Genomic DNA, 21,671 nt, shown 5'->3' on the forward strand with positions numbered 1-21,671 from the left:
ATCTTTTATTAGGGATTTAGATTTATGAATAAACATATAAAAAGTTTTCTGACACATTGTACTACGTCCAAAAGCTCAATAGCAAAACTGTTTACACTTTCAGCTTTAACTTTTGGACTTATAGTTTCAGCCCAATCCGCAAAGGCGGCTGTTTTGACTCATGGTGTGCTGGGGCAAGACGAATTAGGGCGACCTCAGGTTACCTTTCAAACGAACAGCTGGCGAGACATGATGGATACTTATTTGGCTTCTGCTTTACTGATGGCTCCTGATGAAACACATCAATTCCCATGGGCCATGCCTAACTTTGCTTCTGGGAGCAATGCAGGTACTATCCGCTTTGAAGTTACAGATACCATAATGGGGGATGCGGTTTGGGCGAACATTATAGGAAATGGCACAGCCTCTCCTTCTCAACACCAAGACACAATTCGGGAAGGGCGCTCTCTCTATATCAATGGTAATGGTCATACCCTTTATTTTGATAATGATACAACGCCCACAAGTGGTATAGGCGGACGGGGAGATGCTACAGGTAATACGCGGAGGCGTGGCTGGTTTGCAGGAGTTCAGGGTGTTACTGGAGCTGCTGGAAATAGCAGTACAGTCATCACGGAAAGCACTCGCATGACTTTGGCTAATGCAATTGTACAGAATTCCATCACGGGAGGGATATTCCAAGCCCGCGGTGCTAATGTTAGACCAACCTTCGTATACAAAGATGTCAACTATAGTAATGCCGTAGCCAATAATAATGCGACTCCAATCTATAGTCAGCGTGCTCAGGTTCAGTTTTCAGGAAACAATATCTTTACTATCCGAGAAGCGACAAGTACAGCCTCGAGTAATTCAGGTACAGACAATCATGGAGAATTTATTGAAGGTAGCGGGCATGTAGAGGTTTTGGATGGACATACCACACTTAATTATTCCTGGGGACGTGATCAACCTTTCTTCTTGGAGCATGTATCTGGGACTACGCATAATTTGATTCTCCGTGAAAATGCTAAGCTGATTTTCAATATGAATGCGTCCTACGCCATGTATTGGAGCCGAGCTTCTGCCAATCAAATTGGTATGAATTGGCAGTTTGAAGACGGGGCGGAGTTTATCATCCATGGAACAAATAATACGGGGCGCGGGGCACCTGGGATGCGAGGCTTGAACACATGGTTCCAGTTTGCCACCTATCAACAGTGGGACTGGACGATGGGGCGTGGGGCAAAATTTGTTTCCCATGCTATTCCACTTCCTATCAATCTCGCCCGTTCAGGAGGTGGTCTAGGCACAGGTCTTGAGGCCGGTATGGGAGGATTTCACGCTCCTGTACGTTGGAACTTTGGACCAGACAGTGAGTTTATCATTAATAGTCCAAGTGACACGCAGATTGGTACGAATGCCATTATTGCGGGTTTACCACCTGCGGGCTCTAACATTGTCTTAAACGATGTCCGCTCCTTTACTTTGAACTCCCGGAACTCTAATGTTAATCAACCTATTATTGCTAGAGATGTTCGAAATTTTCCTATTCATATTTTAAGAGAAGGTGTTAATTTTGATCCAGATGGTGTAGGGCCTCGGCCGGAAATTATAGGTGTTGGTGATGGCCTCAGAACTCATATCTCTAGACAGGGAGCACCCTTTGATGATATTTGGGATGGGACTTTTGATACGGTTATTTTTAACCGCAGAACCTTACATCCGACTGTTGAGGACCTTTGGTTGCGTGCTAACTCAGGTGTCCTAACCAACTTGACCAGTACTCCTCCCAATCAAGTTTCAACCTTATCTCCTAATGCCTTAACGGAGCTTCACTTCACGGCTTTGAGAGAATCTGCTTTTATCTCTTTCTTCAAGCCAACAGGATTTTTCATGCAGCCGGACTTGTCCAACATGGACTCGACCTACAGCATTGATCTGGCAAGTTTGCCTTTTGATGGAAGTTTTAGCGACTGGCTGGAAAAAGATGAAAGCAGTCAGTTGGTCGTCGGTGATGATAGAGGACAAAACCCTAACTTTCATATCACAGTGGCCTTGATTGAAAACCTCTTTCCTCAGTCGTTGAATTTTAGCTGGGTAGATTTCGAGGGAAACAGGGACGATAAACTTGAGTTAAATGTTGCACGTCCCGTCATCTCTATTACAGATGATGCTAACCTGCCGAATTTTGTAGATATGACAGGTGCTGGCGCCTTTTACGAAATTAATTTTGCGGAGAATAGAGGAGCGCAGCTTCAAGCACGGAACAATCTACAACTGGGTCAAGCACATGCTGGAACTTTTAGATATTCTATCAATGATGGTCCAGGTATACAGTAGAACAGAACAGGGGTTTAAAAATATCCTCTGTTTTTATTTTGTCTCATTGAGATTGCGAGTATTAAACAAAACATTTTTTGAGAGGAGAGGTGAGCATGGGGAATTTAAATTGAAAGGAAGAAATAACGAAATATAATGAGGAGGATTCTTAAGATACAAAAACACTTAATTGAAACTAGAATTTCAATTTCGTAAGCAAAAAGTAACTTTTTTGTTATACTAGTTTTATGACATACCAACAAAAACGTCGAGTTCTCTCCACCAAGTCCAGAACACTCTTGCGATTTATTGTACAAGTTTTGACTATCTTATTTGTAATAGTAGATCTTTTGGCATTCACCACTCTTCATCCAGCGGATCATCGTGATGCGACAGAACTTGCAGTACAAGTGGAAACCAATAGAGAATATGATTTTATCCGAACTATTGTTCCTTATGCTCAAGAGACCCAACAAAAATACGGTATCCTTGCTTCTCTAACGCTAGGTCAAGCTGCTTTAGAAAGCGACTTTGGGCGAAGCGGACTCGCTGCCAAGTACCATAATCTCTTTGGGATAAAAGCTTACGGTGACGTACCGAAAGTTTTCTTGGAAACCAAGGAGTTTGAAAATAATGCATGGACTACAGTACGTGAACCCTTCCGTGTCTATGAAGATTGGAAGCAGTCGGTAGAAGGACACGCTTATCTCTTTACTGAAGGAACAACATGGAACCCTAATCAGTATGCTCTTGTGCTTGCAGCTCAAGATTATAAAGAAGCCGCACACGCAGTCCAGCTATCTGGCTATGCCACTGATCCTGCTTATACTGAAAGACTTCTTGAAATTATTGAAAATTATGGTTTATTTGAATATGACAAAATTTAGAATAAAACTCAAAAATAGCTAAATTATAAGATAACTTCTTAAGTAGAGAGCGCGTTTTAATCCAAGTATTCCCGGGTATTCCTGCGTGAGAAATTATATTTTTGTTATACTAGATTTATAATAGAAACAGACTCAGATATAAAAAGGAGTGAATATGATTGAAAAATATGACTTGCCCAAAGAAGAACTGCTTGCATTACTTGTGGAGGAGTCCAAGCTGGCACCGCAGCACCAGTTGTCGGGTGAAGAGATTGAGGGAGTAAATGTTACCATGCAGTTTTTACGTGATGAAACTGGTCAAGTGCGCTATCTTCCACGTCGTAAAGTGATGGGTTATGACCTGGATGGAGTAATCTTTTCTATGAAAAAAGCCATTGAATATACTAATCAAAAGTTAGGGACAAGCTTAAATATTGAAACGATGGAAGCTATTGATTATGACTTAATCTACTATGCAACAATGGATGAAGACATTCAACGAAAAATTATTAGAGAAAGTACCCCCAATCGTAAGATGGTGGAAGATTTAGCAGAGGAACATTTGAATGGAGCAGAGATAGTACTTATTACAGCCCGTCATGTGTCTTATGCGAAAGAAACGATTGAATCGCTCAATCGTTTTGGGATTTATTATGACAAAATTTATTTTACTGAAGAGAAACTGCCGTTAATTATCGGATTGGATATTGATTGGTTCTATGATGACAAGCCAGAAACCATTGCAGCGATTAAAAACCATAAGGTGCGTACGAAAGCTGTACTTGTCTCAGCACCTTACAATCGTGGAGCTACAGATTATGATTACCGCTATAAAGTAGGGCTTGAATAACAGCATAAAATTGATTAAATAAAAGCTGCTGTATGTTGAAAATTTGCGTGATTTTTATATGACTCATTTTGCCAAAAATAAACATAAAGTGTTCTACTAGTGTGTGTCAGGCTATTTTATTTTGTTGAGTTAAAGGGGGATCCTCTTTTCAAAATACATCTCGTCCCAGATACTTGTAGCAAAAATAGATTGGAGAGCGGAAGCTTTGAAAGTAAGATAAATAGAACTAAAAAATGATAAAATAGCAATTAAGCAAAGCTCGAAAAGTAGGGCTTTATATTTCGAAGCCCCTTGTCTATAGACTTATGAAAAAGGAGAAAACAATGCCTGATACGATTCGTGTCATTGCGGATAAAGTCAATAATTTAAAAAATGTATCGCTCGAAATCCCCAAAAAGAAGATTACTGTCTTTACTGGCGTTTCAGGCTCTGGGAAATCCAGCCTTGTTTTTGATACACTTGCCGATGAGTCACAACGCCTCTTAAATGAAACCTTGCCGGCATTTGTTCGACAGTTTCTGCCCAAGTATGAACGTCCCGATGTAGAGCGGATTGAAAATCTTCCTGCCTCCATCGTCATTGACCAAAAAACTTTAGGGGGCAATGCCCGCTCTACTCTTGCGACAATCACAGATATTGCACCAGTCATCCGTCAACTTTTTGCGGGTGGAGGAAGCCCACAACTTGGGGTAGATCATTTTTCTTTTAACCTTCCGGCCGGTATGTGTCCAGAATGTCAGGGAATTGGTAAAAAATTAGAATTAAAAATGGAGCTTTTTATTGATAAAGCACGTTCACTTAATAACGGTGCAGTTCTTTTTAAACCTTATCAAAAAATCATTAAAATGTATGTAGACAATGGTCTTTTTGATGGTAAAAAATTACTGAAAGACTATACAGAAGAAGAGTTGGAGCGTCTATACCACGGTAAAGAAGTCGGCAAGATAAAAATGGGGGAATACAATCTTACCTACGAAGGTATTGTTGACAAGTTTAATCGTAGCTTCTTGCAAAAAGAAGGAGATTTGTCTGCTGGTGCTCAAAAGACACTTGCGACTTATACGCATGAAGCAGTTTGTCCAGTCTGCCAAGGCAAACGTTTAAACCAAGAAGCGCTAGCAGTGCGTTGGTCTGGCTATAGCTTTGCGGATTTGATGAGTATGGAACTGACAGATTTAAGTGATGTTTTGACATCACTCGAGGGAACCGAACACCTCAAACAACAAATTGATCACCTGATTGAACTAGGGCTAGGCTATCTCAGCCTTGATCGAGAAACGACGACTTTATCTGGTGGAGAATCTCAGCGTGTAAAATTAGTGAAGCATTTAAATAATGCACTATCGGATATGCTCTATATTTTTGATGAACCATCTGTGGGTCTGCATCCGAGAGATGTGGCTCGAATTAATAGCATCTTTACAAAGTTGCGAGACAAAGGGAATACAGTTCTCATTATTGAGCATGATCCAGATGTCATCAAAATTGCGGATTGGGTGATAGAAGTTGGGCCTGCAGCTGGTGTCCATGGCGGTGAAATCATGTTTGAAGGAAGTTATGAGCAGCTCCTTCAGTCTGATTGTTTAACGGGGAAACATCTTTCCCAGATGACAGCCATTAATGATGAACCAAGACAGCCGGCTCACTTTTATCATGGAGAAGTTTCAAGCATCAACAACCTTAAAAATCAGCACCTTGAGATCCCCAAAGGCCTTCTTACCGTTTTGACCGGTGTAGCTGGTTCAGGAAAATCAACACTTGTAGAGTATTCTTTAAGAGCTGCTTATCCAGAATCAATCATGGTGACACAAGCAAGCTTAGCTGCCAATAGCCGTTCTAATCCAGCGACTTTTATAGGTATTATGGATAATATCAGAAAAGCTTTTGCTAAAGTGAACGAAGTTAAGCCAAGTCTTTTCAGCTATAACTCCGAGGGCGCGTGCCCTGCTTGCGAAGGTAGAGGTTACATCGAGTCAAACTTGGCATTCATGGAAACAGTGAAACAAACCTGTGAACTTTGTCAAGGGAAACGTTACAAGACTGAAGCTCTTGCCTTTAAGTATCAAGGGAAAGATATTACTGAAGTTCTGGACTTAACGATAGAAGAAGCGTTGGACTTTTTCAAGTCTGTTCCTGCGATTAAGAAAAAAGTAAAAGCTATGGAAGAAGTAGGGCTTGGCTACCTGACTCTGGGGCAGCCAACGAGCACTTTATCTGGTGGAGAGCGTCAGCGTTTGAAGTTAGCCAATGAGTTTTATCAAAAGGGCAATCTTTTTATCCTTGATGAACCCTCAACAGGTCTGCACCTGTCTGATATTAACCGTCTGATGAAGATTATGAATCATTTTGTTGAGCAAGGAAATACCTTGGTTGTGATTGAACATCAGCTAGATATCATTCGTCAGGCGGACTGGATTATCGATATCGGTCCAGAAGGTGGTTCAGCTGGTGGGAAAGTGATTTACGCAGGACCACCAGCAGGACTACAAGATTGTACAGCCTCGCTTACTGCTCATTATATCTAATAGGAGATCTAAAGATGTTAAAAGTTATTCTGCATATCGATGAAAACCACAAATGGAACACACTCCTCTCCAATGTAAAGAATCTTAAAGAATGGCTAATTCAGAATAAAGAACCAGGCAAGATTGAGATTTTAGTGAATGGAGAAGCAGTAGAAATGGTGCTCAAGGCTTCACCAGTACAGCTTGAGGAAGTTTTAAAAACAGGTGTCAAAGTTGCAGTTTGCCAAAATTCTTTAAACATGAGAGGCTATAAAGAAGGAATGCTGCAGAAAGGCTGCACAGTCGTACCCGCTGGTATTGTAGAACTCGTTCAAAAACAGAACTCTGGTTTTGCTTATGTTAAACCTTGAGACATTTAATCTTCCCAAAATAGCTCAAAACCATCCCTACATACGGGATGGTTTTTTATTTGGCTATGAAGGATAACTTAAATTTTTATTACTCAGCCGTTTTTACAGCTACATTACCCGAAACTTTAAATTGGTTAACAGTTTCCAATTCCTTGTATGCATCCAGTTGTTCTTGTGTTGCGAAGTAAAGATTACCGTTGATTTCAGAAGGAATTGTCTTGCCATCAGTACCTTTCATATCGCGAGCTTTGATTGATGCATTTTCTGCAACATAAACATCACCTTTAATGTTACCTCCTTCAAGGTCGAGGCCGGGTGATTTAATGATTAATCGTTTAACACTCAAAGTAAATGAATCAGTTACTTGACGCGTGTCATTTTGTGCAATTAATGCCAATGTACGCTGGATTTGGCCGCTTTCGTTCATAAAGATACCATCAACAGTGATATCTTTGTCAGCTGCATCAATGTTTGAGTTACCAGATACTAACCATGCACCTTTAGCACTTAAACCTGAAGCTAAAATGTCCGCTGTATCTGTACCAGTTGTTGCACCAGTTTCAGTATCAGGTCCGTTACCTTCGAATTCGTGAGTGACTTCGCCGTGCTTACCAATAGTGATAGCTCCAATAGGGAATTTAATCACTTCACCTTCTTCAACCTTAGTTTCACCCGTTACTTTTGGTCTCTGGTCTTCAGGAAGTTTATTATAAGCATCCATGAGATCTTGACTTGCAAAAGTTAAGTTACCGTCAATCGTTGCTTTACCATCAACACCTGGTCCGTTTTGCGAACCAAACCCAGGAGCGAAAACAGCTACATCACCTTTGATTGTACCATTAGAAAGTTTGAAACCTGGTGATTTTACTTCAACTTTATCTATGGTCAACGTGTAACGGTCAGTCACAGTGTGGTTATCATCTTGGGCGTAAGCTGCAAATTTACGTGCAATCTGATCTTTACTTGCGTAAATACCGTCGACAGTCAAAGTTTTACCTGAAGCATCCATATCTTGTGTAATGGCTGCCAACCATGACCCGTTTTTAGACAGTCCTTTTTGTAAATCTTCAAAACTACTTGCTCCAGCAGTTGCTCCAGTGAAGGTATCGGCAGCTTTATTGCTGGCAGACTGTTCAGTTTTTGCATCCTTGTTGCTGTTTGATGATTCACTGTTGTTGCTACAAGCTGCAAGTAAGAAGATTGAAGCTGCTGACAAAGTGAGAATTGAAGCTAATTTAGTGGTTTTCATTCAATTTTTCCTAAATAATAAATTCACATTTTTGAAATCGTTTTCAATTTTTGGTATCTTAATTTTAACATAAAAAAATTAAGATGCAAGGATTTGTTGGTTTTTTCACAAGATGTTTTTACAGGGCTTGAATAGGAAGTAAAAGCAATATGTTATGATTTACCTCATAACGTAAAATAGACGTAGTAGAAGGGGGGAGAAGTGATTTAATACGACTTAACAGCGGGAAAACACTCTTTAAAAGAAAGTGATCCTTTCTTTCAATTGTCAAAATAGAATCGACAATCGATGGAAACAGAAAAATTAAAAGCCATAATCGAAAAGTTGGAGCAGAAACATAGAAAGATGACCATTGGTTGACTTGTCTATGATGTCATCATCATTGCTTTATCAGTGGCAGTAAGTTACTTGTTTTTAGATAAATAATACACTAGAGAAAGTTTAACGGCGTGTTAAAGCTTTTTTATTTGATAAGTTACTTGCGTTTAACATAAGTGTAATGTTAGTTATTAATTGAAATATAATTTCAATTAATGTATAATGAAAGGGCATTCAAAGAAATATAGTTCTATTGGAGGCGTATGTTCAAAGATATTTGATAGATAAGCTGTTGAGCTTTGAGACATGCAACGTTATTTTTAACCCTGTGATCACTATTATCTGTATTTACAGTTAATATGAAATAAAATTTACTTAAAGGAGTAAACATGCAAAAATTTCTCAAGTGGATTGAAACAAGATTAATGCCACCTATGACCAAAATCGGTATGCAACGCCATATGGTTGCCATACGTAACGGGGTTATTTCCACACTCTCCCTTATTCTTATTGGCTCTTTCATCATGGTTTTTGCCAATTTCCCGATTCCTGCTGTAGCGGAATGGTTAGCGCCACATACAGCCAACTTGACGATTCCTTTCCGAATCACAATGGGCTTGATGGCAATCTATGCCTCTTTTGCCATGGGGGATTCTTTGGCTAAGTCTTATGATTTAGATGGTGTTACAGGTGGAGTTCTTTCATTAGCAGCCTTTTTGACTTTAACAATCCCTTTAAATGTCGATACTGTACTGACTGAAGCAGGCGAAGCTGCTATTGGTTGGGTCCTTCCTATGCAATATTTAGGTGGTGCAGGGATGTTCTCTGCAATTCTGACAATGATTTTCGCTGTTGAGATTTATCGTTTCTTTATCAAGCGTGAGATTACTATCAAAATGCCTGATGGTGTACCACCAGCTGTTGGGCGCTCATTTGGAGCATTATTACCAGGAGGATTTATTATTGTCTTTCTCTGGATTATACGTGTAATGCTCAACTTTGATATTAATGCCTTTATCATGAGTATTTTCAATCCAATTGCTGATTTGATGGGCAATAATATGTTCGGTGCTCTACTGCCTATGATCTTTATCCATTTACTTTGGGCAGCTGGTGTTCATGGAATGAATATTATCGGCTCCATTGTCCGTCCGATGTGGCTCATGATGCTTGATGCAAATATGGCTGCTATGGCTGATGGAACACCATTAACACAACTTCCTTATGTCGCACCAGAACAATTTTATCAATGGTTTGTCACAATGGGTGGTGCGGGTGTAACATTAGTTCTTGTTTTCCTCCTCTTCACTTGTCGTGCCAAATATTTGAGAGAGATGGCAAAACTGACCTTTGTACCAGGGTTATTTAATATCAACGAACCTTTAATCTTCGGTATGCCTTTGATGATGAACCCGGTATTTACGATTCCATTTGTTCTAAACCCAATCATCTTAACGATTATTTCTTACAGTGCAGTCAGATTAGGACTGGTAAATGGTTTTGTGGCCAATGTGCCGTGGACTTTACCTGCTCCAATCGGTGCTTATATGGCAACAGGTAATGACTGGCGTGCAATTATTCTCGTTTTAGTTAACCTCATTATTGCTGGCTTAATCTATTATCCATTCGTAAAAATGTATGACAAGCAAATGCTCGAAGAAGAAAAGAAAGCAGCAGCTGAAGCTGAAGGCGTGTAGATTTAAACGCTCTTTATTTAAATAAAAGTTCACATATAGAAAGTGTATAGACTTATGTTATATTCGATTCTCTTTTTTGTCGCTACAGTAATAGTTATCCTTTGTGCACGTCATTTCTCTATTAAAGCAGAAAGCTTTAAAAATAAATATTTGAGAAGTCGTTGGTTTTGGGGAATTATGAGCATGTTTGCTCTAGCTATAGGGATTTTACTGCTCCCAAGTTTCTTGGCTCTTTTGAAAATCCCGCTTATTATTTTTGCAGTATTTGCTGCTATGGTTTTCTTTGAAATGACACGTCATGGGATTGAACGCGCTATGGCTATCTATAACAAGAAAAATGTAAATACATATAACAGCAAAGATATTCACGAAGTGAACAGTTTGAATTAATTTTAAAAGGAAGAACATATGAAACGTTTAGGAATCTCGATCTATCCAGAACATAGTACACTTGAGCAAGACAAGGCTTATATCGACCTTGCCCATAAATATGGTTTTAGCCGTATCTTTACCTGTTTATTGTCTGTCAATGGCGAAAAGGAAGAAATTTTACAGAATTTCAAGGAAACGGTAAGTTATGCTAGAAGCAAAAATTTTGAAGTGACGGTTGATATTTCACCGCGTATTTTTGATGATTTGGGAATCTCATATGATGATTTATCATTTTTTGCAGAGATGGGCGCACATGGAATTCGTTTGGATGTGGGCTTCACAGGTAAAGAAGAAGCACTGATGACTTATAATCCGTATGGACTCAAAATCGAAATTAATATGTCCAATGCGACAAAATATATGGAAAATATTTTAAGTCATGTACCCAATCGCAATCTTTTAGTCGGCTGCCATAACTTTTATCCCAAGCGTTTTTCAGGGCTTTCTTATGAGTTCTTTATTAAATGCTCAAAGATGTATAAGGAAAACTATATTCAGACGGCTGCCTTTGTTAACTCTCAAGACGCAACTTATGGTCCATGGCCTGTGATGGAAGGCTTGGCAACTCTAGAATTGCATCGTGATTTACCCATCGAAGTTCAGGCACAGCATTTGGCAGCTACAGGTTTGATTGACGATATTATTATTGGTAATGCTTATGCATCTGAAGCGGAAATGCAGAAACTTGCTGCTCTTAACCGTCAGATGATGACTTTTGGGATTGTGCTTGACGAAGCAATTACAGAGTTGGAGCGTATTATTGTGGCAGAAGAGCCTCACTTTTACCGTGGCGACATCTCTGAGTATATGATCCGCTCAACGCAATCACGGGTGAAATACAAGTCTGAAGACTTCCCTAAAGGAAACACACAAGATATTAAGCGTGGTGATATTATCATTGAGAACGAAGCATATGGTCAATATAAAGGAGAGTTGAACATAGCACTTAAGGACATGAAAAATTCAGGTAAAACAAATGTAGTCGCCCGAATCCGGGAAGAAGAAATCTTCCTTTTGGATTATTTACAACCTTGGGAAAATTTTCAGTTCGAAGTTAAAGGATGATTGAAAGACATGAAGATTATTATCGGTGTGGATGCTGGTGGGACAAAAACAGAAGCTGTAGCTTACGATAGAGATGGAACTGCTTTATCAAAAGCATACTCTTCTTTTGGAAATGTATTAATTGATTTTGAAGCAGCTTGTCGGCACATCCAGGAAGCTATTGAAAGTTGTTTGGAGGCATTGCCCAAGGCAGAGTTGGTTGCTCTTTCTTTAGGCGTTGCTGGAATAGGCTCAGGAAAATATAGCACAGAGCTCCAAAAAGCCTTATCATCCTTTGGTGTTCCTATCAGGATAGAGACTGATGCACGTATCGCGCATGCAGCATATTTCCCCAATGGTGATGGTATTTTGACAATCGCTGGCACAGGTGCTGTCAGTTTTGGTCACAGGGGAGAAAAGCAAGTAATGACTGGTGGTTGGGGTCATCTGATTGGAGCTGATCGTGGTTCGGGCTATTGGATTGCTCTTCGCGCTATTGAAAAAATGGCAAACGACGAAGATCAGGGAAAATCTTTATCACAACTTTCACAAGTTATACTCGATCATCTCCAACTTCCTGATCCAGTTGCTATAAAACGCTTTGTCTATAGCGCGACAAAGAAGGAGATTGCTGCACTTACGTTGCTTGTTGTTGCAGAAGCGAATAAGCAAAATGATACAGCTCAAAGTATCTTGAAAGAAGCAGGGCAATTTTTGGCACAGATGACGATTAATAACTATAGCAAGTTAGGCCAACCCAAGGATAGTAGTATTGCGCTGAAGGGTTCTGTTCTTTTGAAAATACCTCAAGTGCAAACAACATTCATACAGGAAGTGAAGAAATTTATGCCAACGGTCCTTATCATAACTGAGGAAGTATCCTCAACGCAAGGTGCATTTTTCTTGGCTTTGAATGAATTATAAAAGAATGGGTTTTGCAAATAAAGACAGCAGACAGCTATTGGTTCGCCATATTCTTTGCGCTTTTTTTAAACATCTTGAGAAATATTCTCAGGTGTTTTTATTATACGTTCTTCTCGACATTTATTCTTGACATATCAAAAAGATAGGTTTACAATTGTAAACATAGGAGGCGGGCAGATGGAACTACATCATATATCTCTACTTACAGCTGATTTTGAGCAGAATTTTCATTTTTATGTGGATATTTTAGGTTTGCGTCTAGTTAAAAATTCTATTAATCAAGGTAATATCTATATGCGCCATGTGTATTATGGTGATTTTATGGGGACACCTGGGACTGTAGTGACTTTTTTCCCAGATCAGCGCTTTGATGTAGAACGGCAAGATGGGCTGGGCTATTTGTCAGGTATCCAATTCAAAATTCCTAAGAATTCTACTGAATACTGGGCGCAACGTTTTAAAAAGTTCGGCTTAGAATATCAACACACAGACAATACTTTACAGGTTCTTGATTTCGACAATATTTTACTTGAATTTATCGAAGTAGAAGAGCAAAACGAAGATGTCCACATTAATGTGTTATCAGATATACCTCCTGCCTACCAGATTACAGGGCTATGGGGGAGTCGTCTCTACAGCTCAAATCTTGAACAGACCCGCCTTTTTTTCCAAGAGATACTTGGGAGTGAGGGAGGTATTACGCTTCTTCCCGCAACATCTTCAAAGAAGAAACGAGTGTGGGGGAGAGGTTCTATCGACCATATCGCTTTTGCAGTATCTAACAGTAAAGTGCTTGACCAGATTTGGGAAAAAGCGCTAACCTTAGGATATGAGAGAGAATTATATGCGGATCGTGGTTATTTTCGATCGGTGTATCTTAAGGAGCCAGGAGGTGTAAGAATTGAGTTTGCGACTCTAACTCCAGGTTTTACTCTGGATGAATCAATCCAAGATTTAGGAAGCAATTTAGCTTTACCGCCACGGTATGAAGCAAAACGTCAAGAACTCTTGCGTTACTATCAAAAGCAAGGCGTTCAATTTGAAAAAAAGAAAGAAGTAAATCATGAAAATTAAAGTACAACATCTTAACGGTCGTCAAGAAAATAAAGAATTCGCTAATGTAGAAGAGTTTGTTCTCCTCCAAAATCGTGAAATTCCTGCCTTAGAAGACTCAGCTAAGGTGCTAGAACTTGAAATTGATGGTCAAAACCGTGAATTTGATGGAAATATTGCTGCGCTCTATTTTGAATTGAGCAAATAATAAAAGCGCCCGCCTACTTGGCGATAACAATACACGGAGAAACAAAATGACAAGTGGACGTTTATCTGCATTTACAGATGGTATTGTTGCCATCTTAATTACCGTAATGGTCTTAAATTTGCGTATTCCTAAAGGTCCGAGCTGGACGGACTTATTTGATATGGGATTTATTTTCTTAACTTATCTTGCAAGTTTTTACCTCTTGGCAATCTATTGGAACAATCATCATCACCTTTTCCATCTGGCTGAACGTGTTTCAGGAAGAATTCTGTGGTGGAATGTCGTACTCCTATTTTTTATGAGTTTTATTCCCTTTACCACAAACTGGCTGTCTGAATTTTCAGGATCAAAAACGCCAGAGATTGTTTATGCTGTAAATAACTTATTGATTGATATTATTTTCAATATCTTAAGCTATGAAATTTTTAAATCACGAAATTATAAACTAAAAGACATGCATTGGGTTTGGAAAGGCGGCTTTTCTATCCTCATTTTAATGGTGGGTATTTTGCTGACAGCTTTATTGCCTGTGGCTCAGATTTCTTTAGTAGCAACAATTTTGAGTATGATTCCCTGGATAATTCCAGATAAGCAGATTGAAAATTATGTTAATAAAAATTAAACCATCTATCGCCAAAAAAGTGACCAAACACAGCATTGAGCCACTTTTTTTATTGAAAGATAAATAAATTGTGTTAAGATGAAATATAGGGAGAAAAAGCATGATCAGAAAAATGAATCCTGAAGATTTACAAAAAGTTGTAGAGCTGTGGCTGAGAGTTAATATTGCTAATCATCGGTTCATCAAGCGTGAGTACTGGTTGAAGCAAGCTGCAGCTGTTGAAGAAGCCATGAAAGATGCTGACATATATGTTTACGAAGAAAACCAAAAGATTATTGCTTTTGTTGGTTTGATTGACCAATATATTGCAGGTATTTTTGTGAGCAACAGTAAGCAGTCTAAAGGTATCGGTAAAGCAATTTTAGAGCATATCAAAGCTTCAAGTCCAACACTCTCTTTAAAAGTTTACCAGAAAAATGAAGGCGCTCTTCGTTTCTATCAAAGAGAAGGTTTTAAAATAGTGTCTGAAGGATTAGATGAAGATAATAATGAAAAAGAGTTTTTAATGACTTGGAAATAAAAAAGAACCATATTTTGGTTCTTTTTTGATTTTCAATCAGTTGTTATAAAACTCAGGTAAGATGAACTGGTCATTATTTTCAAATTGTAAAGCTAAACTGAGCAGCAGTACTTCCGAGTTTTTCTTGCCCCAGAGTTGGATGCCTTGTGGTAAATGTGTCTCCTCTTCCAAGTAGATTGGAAGTGACAAGGCAGGCTGTCCGGTGAGGTTACTGATAAAGTTGTAGGGTGTGAAAGCTAAGGAATTTTCAAATGCTTGCTCTATTGTTTCGATTTGCTCTGAGAAGTCATATAACTCCATGTGTTTCATTTTTTCCGTAATATTAGGATGGATGAGTTCTTCGTCAATTTTGGGCGCTGTTTTGGCTGTTGTCGGCGTTAAGAAGAGGTCAAAATTTTTAAAAATTTCTTCATCCAATGTGGCACAAGCGCTGTCCCACTGATTCAAAGCTTGAATATAAGAAGCAGCATCGGCATTGCGACCAGCTTCTAACAAGGCATAGGTTAGTGGCTCTACATCACTGTTAATTATCTTGCGGTCATTAGCAATTTCCCAAGGCTTAAGCATAGCATATGTTTCAGCAGCATTCATTTGATAATATGTTTGAATCAAAGGGCGAGCATCAAAAGGAAAAGCAACCTCTGTCAGTTGATGACCTTGAGCTTTGAGAAAATCCACGGCTTTTTGAAGGGCGGCCTTAGAAGTCTCCGAAAGCGTTATTCCAGATACCGGTGATTCAAAGGAATAAGCAATGTTTAAAGCTTTGTCTGGTTCCGTGAGATGATGCAGTGTCTTCTTATCTAATAACTCTGTTTGATAGGGATCGGCTTCTTGTTTAAGTTGCATTTCGGCCACAAAACTTGCTGTATCACGTACAGAAACAGTTAAAGCTCCAGTAGTTGCTGCACCTTGCCAACCTCGGTAGTTTCCTGGGCCCTGTGGCATAAGACCTCGGGTCATTTTTAAACCAATAAGACCTGAAAAAGAAGCAGGAATACGTATAGAGCCGCCACCGTCAGAAGCGCCAGCCATGGGAAAGATACCAGACGCTACAGCAGAAGCAGCACCACCAGAAGACCCGCCAGAGTAATAAGCGGTATTCCAAACATTACGTGTGTCCCCATAAAGAGCTGAGTCCGTAATGTTTTTAAAACCAAGTTCGGGAGAATTTGTTTGTCCAAAAGGCGTTAAACCAGCTTCAAGAGCGGCTCTAACAAAGTTATCGTCGGAGTGGGCAATGCTGTCCTCAAACAATTTTGAACTCGAAGTTGACGGAAGGCCTGTATGATCTTGCCCTAACATTTTTAATGGGAAAGGGATACCTGCGAAATAACCGTGCTGTGTTTTTGGGAGATCAGATTGAGCCTGATTCATGTCGTAAGTAACGACAGCATTGTATTGTGGGTTGAGTTCTTCAAGTTTTTTTTGAGTATTTTTGAGTAATTCAGCATTACTGATCTGGCCAGAACGTACTTTTTCTGCCCAATATGTAGCGTCTTTAATCTTTACCATCTTTCATATCTTCCTCTCTAGGAGTGAAATCGCCACCGAGGTATTTTTCAGAAAGCTTTGTCATTGTGCCATTCTTTTGAAGTTTTACCAAGGCCTTGTCGACTTTTTGTTGGAGATTTTTGTCTTCTTTTTCCTTACCAAAAATGAAATAGCTAAATCCTGTATGTTTATCTGTCTCGCCTAAATCAATCGGCTCGACCTTTAAGTCATAAGCGTGTTGTTGGATGATTTGTGTAAGTGAAATTTGATCGTAAATCACAAAGTCACTCTTGCCTGAGTCTACATCAGCAACATAAGATGTTAACGGATAGCTAGCATCCATATACTTTAAATTCATTGCCTTGTCAGGGTTTTCCTTGTTCCAGTTTTCAAGCATTGTTGCAACTTGCACACCAGATAGAACCTCGGTTGTTTTACCCGCTAAATCATTTAATGATTTGACTTGCAAGTCAGGTTTAACTGCTACTGATGTTGCGGACTTGGATAGAGGGAGTGAGTAGTTGTATTTTTCTGAACGCTCGGGTGTCCAAGAAAGAGCATTTGCGGCCATTTGGAAACGTCCATTATCAATGCCAGAAAGTACGGAATTAAAATCAATCACTTGAAATTTTAATTTATACTCAGGGAGCTCTTTGAAAACAGCACGTGCAAGCTCAACATCGTAACCAGTTAACTTATCGTCTTCCATATAGGTATTCGGTTTTGAGTTCGCATTTGTAGCTACGATAATTTCTTTGGGCTCAGGCTTAACGTTTTCTTTTTTGCTGCAAGCGGTCAAAACCCCAAAAGAAGTGAGAGAAAATAAGGCTAGACCTAAAACTAATTTTTTATTCATTTATATATAATATGGGTTTTTGCAAACCCTTCCTTTCTGTATATTTTTATTTTAGCAAATTTTAAAAATTCAGAAGCTTTTTATGTTTACAAATTTTTGGTATGATCAAAAAGAGCAAAAGAATAAGATAGAGGAGAGAGAAAATGGTAAAACATATCTTTACATCGCAAATTAATTGGCAAGGTGGACGTAATGCTGTCGGAAAACTGGAGACAGGCGCTTTACAAGAGGAAATTTCGATTCCATCTGTGATGGATGGTCCAGGTGTGGGAACTAATCCAGATGAAATGCTTTTAGGCGCTGCGAGTACTTGCTATACGATTACATTGGCAGCTTTACTTGAACGCAATGAAATTACAGTGCTTGATTTTAAGGTTGAATCTGGAGCTACAGTGAATATTGAAAAAGGAGTTTTTACCTACGAAAAGATTATACATAACCTATATCTGAAAATAGATGAGCATGCAGATTACGATAAGGCTTATCGTCTGGCTCAATATGCTGAAAGTTCTTGTATGATTTCTAGAGCATTACAAGGTAATGTTCAGATTAAGGCTAACATCCAGTTAGAAAAGGAAAAAGTAGAATAAATACAAAGTCCCATTTTTATTTTGATGAGGGGTAAGTACTTACGTGATATAATAGCAGTAAAAGTTTCAAAAAAATCAATTCGAGAAAAAATAGAAATCTGGAAATAAAAATGACGATTGCTTATTATAAAATACTCTCAAGCTCACAAGTAAGACCTTATCTTTTTCAAGCACGTTTTGGTTTAGAAAGAGAAGGACACCGTGTTGATTCGGTGGGACATTTAAGTGGATTAAATCATCCATCAGCTCTTGGTTCCCGAAATTTCCACCCCTATCTTCAAACAGATTTTTCAGAAACACAGCTGGAAGCTATTACGCCTGTTTTTGAAGAATCAAAACATGCTTTGCAATTTATGGAAGCACTTCATGATGTGATGATTCGCTCTCTTGAGCAAGGAGAACTTCTCTGGTCCCAATCCATGCCCCCTGCTCTGCCGGAAAATGAGTCAGATATCCGTCTTGCCAATCTAGAAAAAAAAGAAGATGTCCTTTATCGTGAAGGATTAGCAGAAAAATATGGCAAAAGAAAGCAAATGGTGTCAGGCATTCACTATAACTTTGAGTTTGGCAAGGATTTGCTGCAAGCAATGTGGAAGCAACAGCAAATGGTAGACTTCCAAACTTTCAAATCTGAAATTTACATGAAGCTCTCACGACAATATTTGCGTTATATGTGGCTCATTACTTATTGTTTAGGAGGTTCTCCGCGAGCTAATGCTGGCTTTTTCACTGATAAATCAGAAAAACCAAAGGAACCAGTACGTTCTATTAGAAATTCAAAATTTGGTTATCGGAACACGTCTGATATTTTTGTAAGTTATCGAAATCTCGAACAATATTATGAAGACTTGCATACTTATGTTAAAACAGGGGCGCTTTCTGAAATGAAGGAATTTTATTCTGCTGTACGCTTACGTGGTGGAAAGCGTGCAGAAGAGTTGCTTGACGTCGGTGTTCAGTATGTTGAATTTCGCAATTTTGACTTGAACCCCTTTGTGCGTGTAGGGATGGATGAGGATACCGCTCGGTTTATTCACCTTTTTGCTCTTTATCTGATATACAGAGAGGAAGAAGGGGCACCAGAGGCTGCTCAGCGATTAGGTTATGAAATAAATGATGCAGTTGCTTTAGAAAACTCTTTAGAAAAAACAGCTTATTTTAATGAAGGCAAGCTCTTTTTCGCTCAGATGCGTACTTTCGCCCATAACTTAGACTTTTCCAAAGATGATTTGGCACTTATTGATAAATTTGCTCAAATGTTGGAAAAGCCTGAAACAACAATGGCTGGAAAGATGGAGTTGGCTTACCGTCAAAACAAAACATTTGCCTTAGACTTGTCTCGGCAATATCGTCAACAATCCTATAAACGTCCATTTCAGTTGGCAGGTTTCACTCATCTGGAACTTTCGACGCAAAATTTGCTTTTTGATGCCATTCAAAAAGGCTTAAAAGTTGAAGTTTTAGATGCACAAGACCAGATGATTGCTTTAAGTTATAAATCTCATACAGAAATTATCGAAAAAGGGAATATGACTTCGAAAGATTCCATGGTCGCTTATGCCATTATGGAAAATAAAGTGGTCACGAAAAAGCTGCTCGGTCGGGCACATTTAAAAACCCCGCAAGGGCAAGAATTTAGCAATTTAGCAACTGCACAGGCTGCCTTTCCACTTTTTGAAGCGGCCGCAATTGTTGTCAAGCCTAAATCAACGAATTATGGCTTAGGAATTTCTATATTTAAGCAACCTGCGACTCAAGAACAGTTTTATAAAGCGTTAGAAATTGCTTTCCAAGAAGATAAAGAACTTCTTGTTGAACGATTTGTTTCTGGTACCGAATACCGTTTCTTTGTGCTGGATGGCAAGACGAGGGCTGTTCTTCGCCGCGATGCCGCACATGTTATCGGTGATGGAGTGTCCACGATCAGCCAACTGGTTGCACAGAAAAATGAGAGTCCGTTACGCGGTCAGGATCATCGTTTCCCCTTGGAAAAAATCCAGATTACTGCCACCGAAAAACTTATGCTGGACATCCAAGGTTATACGGAACAGAGTATACCTGAAAAAGACGTAAAGGTAAACCTCCGAGAAAATTCTAATGTGTCGACAGGTGGAGACTCTATCGATGTCACGGATGAGATGCCTGAAATCTATAAGAACATTGCTGAAAAAGCTGCCGAAGCTCTGCAAGTCAAGATTACTGGAGTGGATATATTGATTGAAGACTACAATGATATGTCGGGTGAAAAGTACAGTATCATTGAAGCTAACTTTAATCCTGCTATGCTTTTCCATCTTTATCCTCTTAAGGGAAAAGGCCGTCGAGTTACCATGGATGTTCTGTGCTTCCTATTTCCAGAAATATTTATCTAATAAATCCCTCTTGTTATAAGAGAGATTTTATTTATTGTACGGTATTTAGGAACATTTGATACGAAAAAGTTGATAATAAATTTATACTTTTTTATTTTTGTGCAGAATATGATAGAATAGACTTAACAAATAGAATAGGATAAAAAGGCGGTTTCAAATTTTTGAATCTGTCTTTTTATCGGGTATTGGGGTAGAGTTATGAAAAACAAACAATGGATGATTAACCTAGCAATTTCAAACTTATTGCTTGTGTTCTTAGGTGTAGGTCTCGTTATTCCTGTTTTGCCACAACTGAAAGAGCAAATGCATTTTTCGGGAACAACAATGGGAATGATGATATCGATTTTTGCTATTGCCCAACTGATTGCCTCACCAATAGCTGGGCATTTATCGGATAAAGTGGGACGAAAAAAACTCATCGCTTTGGGTATGATTATTTTCGCTTTTTCTGAACTTTTATTTGGTTTGGCACAAGTAAAAGCTCTTTTTTACGTTTCACGCGCTTTGGGTGGTATTGCAGCAGCTTTATTGATGCCTTCTGTTACAGCATATGTTGCGGATCTGACAACCTTAGGCGAACGTGCCAAAGCCATGGGTAAAGTCTCTGCCGCAATTAGTGGTGGCTTTATCATCGGTCCTGGTGTCGGAGGATTTTTAGCAACTTTTGGTATACGGGTTCCTTTTTTTGTGGCTGCACTTTTAGCATTTATCGGATTTATTTTGAGTATGACTGTGTTAAAAGAGCCAGAAAAAACAATGGATATTAATCCAGACACTCCAAAAGCATCTTTCTTGGATATTCTCAAAAATCCAATGTTCACATCACTGTTTGTCGTTATTTTAATTTCTTCGTTTGGCCTGCAAGCCTTCGAATCTATTTATAGCATCATGGCGACAATCAATTTTGGCTTTACTACAAGTGAAATTGCTCTTGTAATTACAGTAAGTGGTATTATTGCCCTTTTCTTCCAACTCTTCCTGTTCGACTGGATTGTTGGAAAGATTGGTGAAATGCATTTGATTCATTTGACTTTCTTTGCAAGTGCACTCTTTATTGCTATTATTGCCTTCACAGGTAACCGCATCACCGTTGCTATTTCTACATTTGTTGTCTTCCTCGCCTTTGATTTATTTAGACCGGCAGTAACAACTTACTTGTCAAAACACGCAGGTGATCAACAAGGAGCAATCAATGGATTGAATTCAACCTTTACAAGTTTTGGTAATATTTTAGGTCCATTGGCTGCTGGAGTGATGTTTGATATCAATCATTTCTTCCCTTACTATATCTCTGCGATTATCTTGTTTGGTACGGGAGTGTTATCAATGCTTATGAACCGTAAATCTAAAAAAGTGAAAATCTAAAAAAGAGTTCTCTAGGGAACTCTTTTTTATTTACCACTTTA

19 protein-coding genes are annotated in these 21,671 nt (G+C 39.0%); 16 read left to right on the forward strand and 3 right to left on the reverse strand.

Annotated elements, in window-relative coordinates:
- Positions 1–24: 24 nt before the first annotated feature.
- The 5 genes from VNN39_RS07995 to VNN39_RS08015 all read left to right on the forward strand — a co-directional run bounded on the left by VNN39_RS07995 (position 25) and on the right by VNN39_RS08015 (position 6,889).
- Entirely contained in the window at positions 25–2,319 is a 2,295-nt protein-coding gene (locus tag VNN39_RS07995) for a hypothetical protein (protein ID WP_338997346.1), read from the forward strand.
- Positions 2,320–2,546: 227 nt separating this feature from the next.
- The gene (locus VNN39_RS08000; RefSeq protein WP_270231738.1) at positions 2,547–3,185 is read left to right on the forward strand and encodes a glycoside hydrolase family 73 protein; all 639 of its coding nucleotides are present in this window, start codon (positions 2,547–2,549) and stop codon (positions 3,183–3,185) included.
- A gap of 154 nt (positions 3,186–3,339) precedes the next feature.
- Positions 3,340–4,014, forward strand: a complete 675-nt coding sequence (locus VNN39_RS08005; protein ID WP_017369307.1) for a 5' nucleotidase, NT5C type — start codon at positions 3,340–3,342, stop codon at positions 4,012–4,014.
- A gap of 323 nt (positions 4,015–4,337) precedes the next feature.
- Positions 4,338–6,539 carry an excinuclease ABC subunit UvrA gene (locus VNN39_RS08010; protein WP_338997347.1) on the forward strand — a complete coding sequence of 734 codons (2,202 nt, stop codon included), beginning with the start codon at positions 4,338–4,340 and terminating at the stop codon, positions 6,537–6,539.
- A 14-nt stretch (positions 6,540–6,553) separates the two neighbouring features.
- Positions 6,554–6,889 (forward strand): DsrE family protein, encoded by a 336-nt coding sequence (locus VNN39_RS08015; protein WP_165714061.1) that lies wholly within the window; start codon positions 6,554–6,556, stop codon positions 6,887–6,889.
- Between the two features lie 88 nt (positions 6,890–6,977).
- On the opposite strand, the gene VNN39_RS08020 is transcribed toward VNN39_RS08015, so the two are convergent.
- Positions 6,978–8,138: a hypothetical protein gene (locus tag VNN39_RS08020; RefSeq protein ID WP_339007018.1), complete on the reverse strand. Its 1,161-nt coding sequence runs from the start codon at positions 8,136–8,138 to the stop codon at positions 6,978–6,980.
- Positions 8,139–8,845: 707 nt separating this feature from the next.
- Between VNN39_RS08020 and VNN39_RS08025 the strand changes: the two genes are divergently transcribed.
- The 8 genes from VNN39_RS08025 (at position 8,846) to VNN39_RS08060 (ending at position 14,956) form a co-directional block, all read left to right on the forward strand.
- A complete protein-coding gene (locus VNN39_RS08025; RefSeq protein WP_165714063.1) occupies positions 8,846–10,153 on the forward strand; it encodes a PTS sugar transporter subunit IIC in 1,308 nt (435 codons plus the stop codon).
- Between the two features lie 54 nt (positions 10,154–10,207).
- Positions 10,208–10,543, forward strand: coding sequence for a hypothetical protein (locus tag VNN39_RS08030; protein WP_213496282.1), 336 nt, complete (start codon positions 10,208–10,210; stop codon positions 10,541–10,543).
- 18 nt (positions 10,544–10,561) lie between these two features.
- Positions 10,562–11,650, forward strand: a complete 1,089-nt coding sequence (locus VNN39_RS08035) for a DUF871 domain-containing protein (protein WP_338997349.1) — start codon at positions 10,562–10,564, stop codon at positions 11,648–11,650.
- Positions 11,651–11,659: 9 nt separating this feature from the next.
- Positions 11,660–12,553, forward strand: a complete 894-nt coding sequence (locus tag VNN39_RS08040) for a BadF/BadG/BcrA/BcrD ATPase family protein (protein ID WP_338997350.1) — start codon at positions 11,660–11,662, stop codon at positions 12,551–12,553.
- A gap of 177 nt (positions 12,554–12,730) precedes the next feature.
- Complete coding sequence (locus VNN39_RS08045; protein WP_338997351.1) at positions 12,731–13,627, forward strand: ring-cleaving dioxygenase; 897 nt, start codon at positions 12,731–12,733, stop codon at positions 13,625–13,627.
- Positions 13,617–13,814 (forward strand): hypothetical protein, encoded by a 198-nt coding sequence (locus VNN39_RS08050; protein ID WP_017369312.1) that lies wholly within the window; start codon positions 13,617–13,619, stop codon positions 13,812–13,814. Before VNN39_RS08045 ends, VNN39_RS08050 begins: the two co-directional genes overlap by 11 nt.
- 46 nt (positions 13,815–13,860) lie before the next feature.
- The gene (locus VNN39_RS08055) at positions 13,861–14,436 is read left to right on the forward strand and encodes a TMEM175 family protein (RefSeq protein WP_338997352.1); all 576 of its coding nucleotides are present in this window, start codon (positions 13,861–13,863) and stop codon (positions 14,434–14,436) included.
- Between the two features lie 100 nt (positions 14,437–14,536).
- Positions 14,537–14,956, forward strand: a complete 420-nt coding sequence (locus VNN39_RS08060) for an N-acetyltransferase (protein ID WP_338997353.1) — start codon at positions 14,537–14,539, stop codon at positions 14,954–14,956.
- Between the two features lie 36 nt (positions 14,957–14,992).
- Here the strand turns inward: VNN39_RS08060 and VNN39_RS08065 are convergent, their stop codons facing one another.
- Positions 14,993–16,468 carry an amidase family protein gene (locus VNN39_RS08065; protein WP_338997354.1) on the reverse strand — a complete coding sequence of 492 codons (1,476 nt, stop codon included), beginning with the start codon at positions 16,466–16,468 and terminating at the stop codon, positions 14,993–14,995.
- The gene (locus VNN39_RS08070; protein WP_338997355.1) at positions 16,455–17,303 is read right to left on the reverse strand and encodes a transporter substrate-binding domain-containing protein; all 849 of its coding nucleotides are present in this window, start codon (positions 17,301–17,303) and stop codon (positions 16,455–16,457) included. The genes VNN39_RS08065 and VNN39_RS08070 overlap by 14 nt, the downstream gene beginning before the upstream one ends.
- Positions 17,304–17,446: 143 nt before the next feature.
- On the opposite strand from VNN39_RS08070, the gene VNN39_RS08075 reads away from it, so the two are divergent.
- From VNN39_RS08075 to VNN39_RS08085, 3 genes are all read left to right on the forward strand, one after another.
- Positions 17,447–17,893: an SACOL1771 family peroxiredoxin gene (locus tag VNN39_RS08075; protein ID WP_338997356.1), complete on the forward strand. Its 447-nt coding sequence runs from the start codon at positions 17,447–17,449 to the stop codon at positions 17,891–17,893.
- A 110-nt stretch (positions 17,894–18,003) separates the two neighbouring features.
- On the forward strand, positions 18,004–20,265 hold the full coding sequence (gene gshAB, locus VNN39_RS08080) for a bifunctional glutamate--cysteine ligase GshA/glutathione synthetase GshB (protein ID WP_338997357.1): 2,262 nt from the start codon (positions 18,004–18,006) through the stop codon (positions 20,263–20,265).
- Between the two features lie 198 nt (positions 20,266–20,463).
- Positions 20,464–21,630 (forward strand): MFS transporter, encoded by a 1,167-nt coding sequence (locus tag VNN39_RS08085; protein WP_096368217.1) that lies wholly within the window; start codon positions 20,464–20,466, stop codon positions 21,628–21,630.
- Positions 21,631–21,671 lie beyond the last annotated feature (41 nt).

The organism is Lactococcus formosensis (genome assembly GCF_037892375.1).
In the GTDB taxonomy this organism is placed as follows: Bacteria; Bacillota; Bacilli; order Lactobacillales; family Streptococcaceae; genus Lactococcus; species Lactococcus formosensis.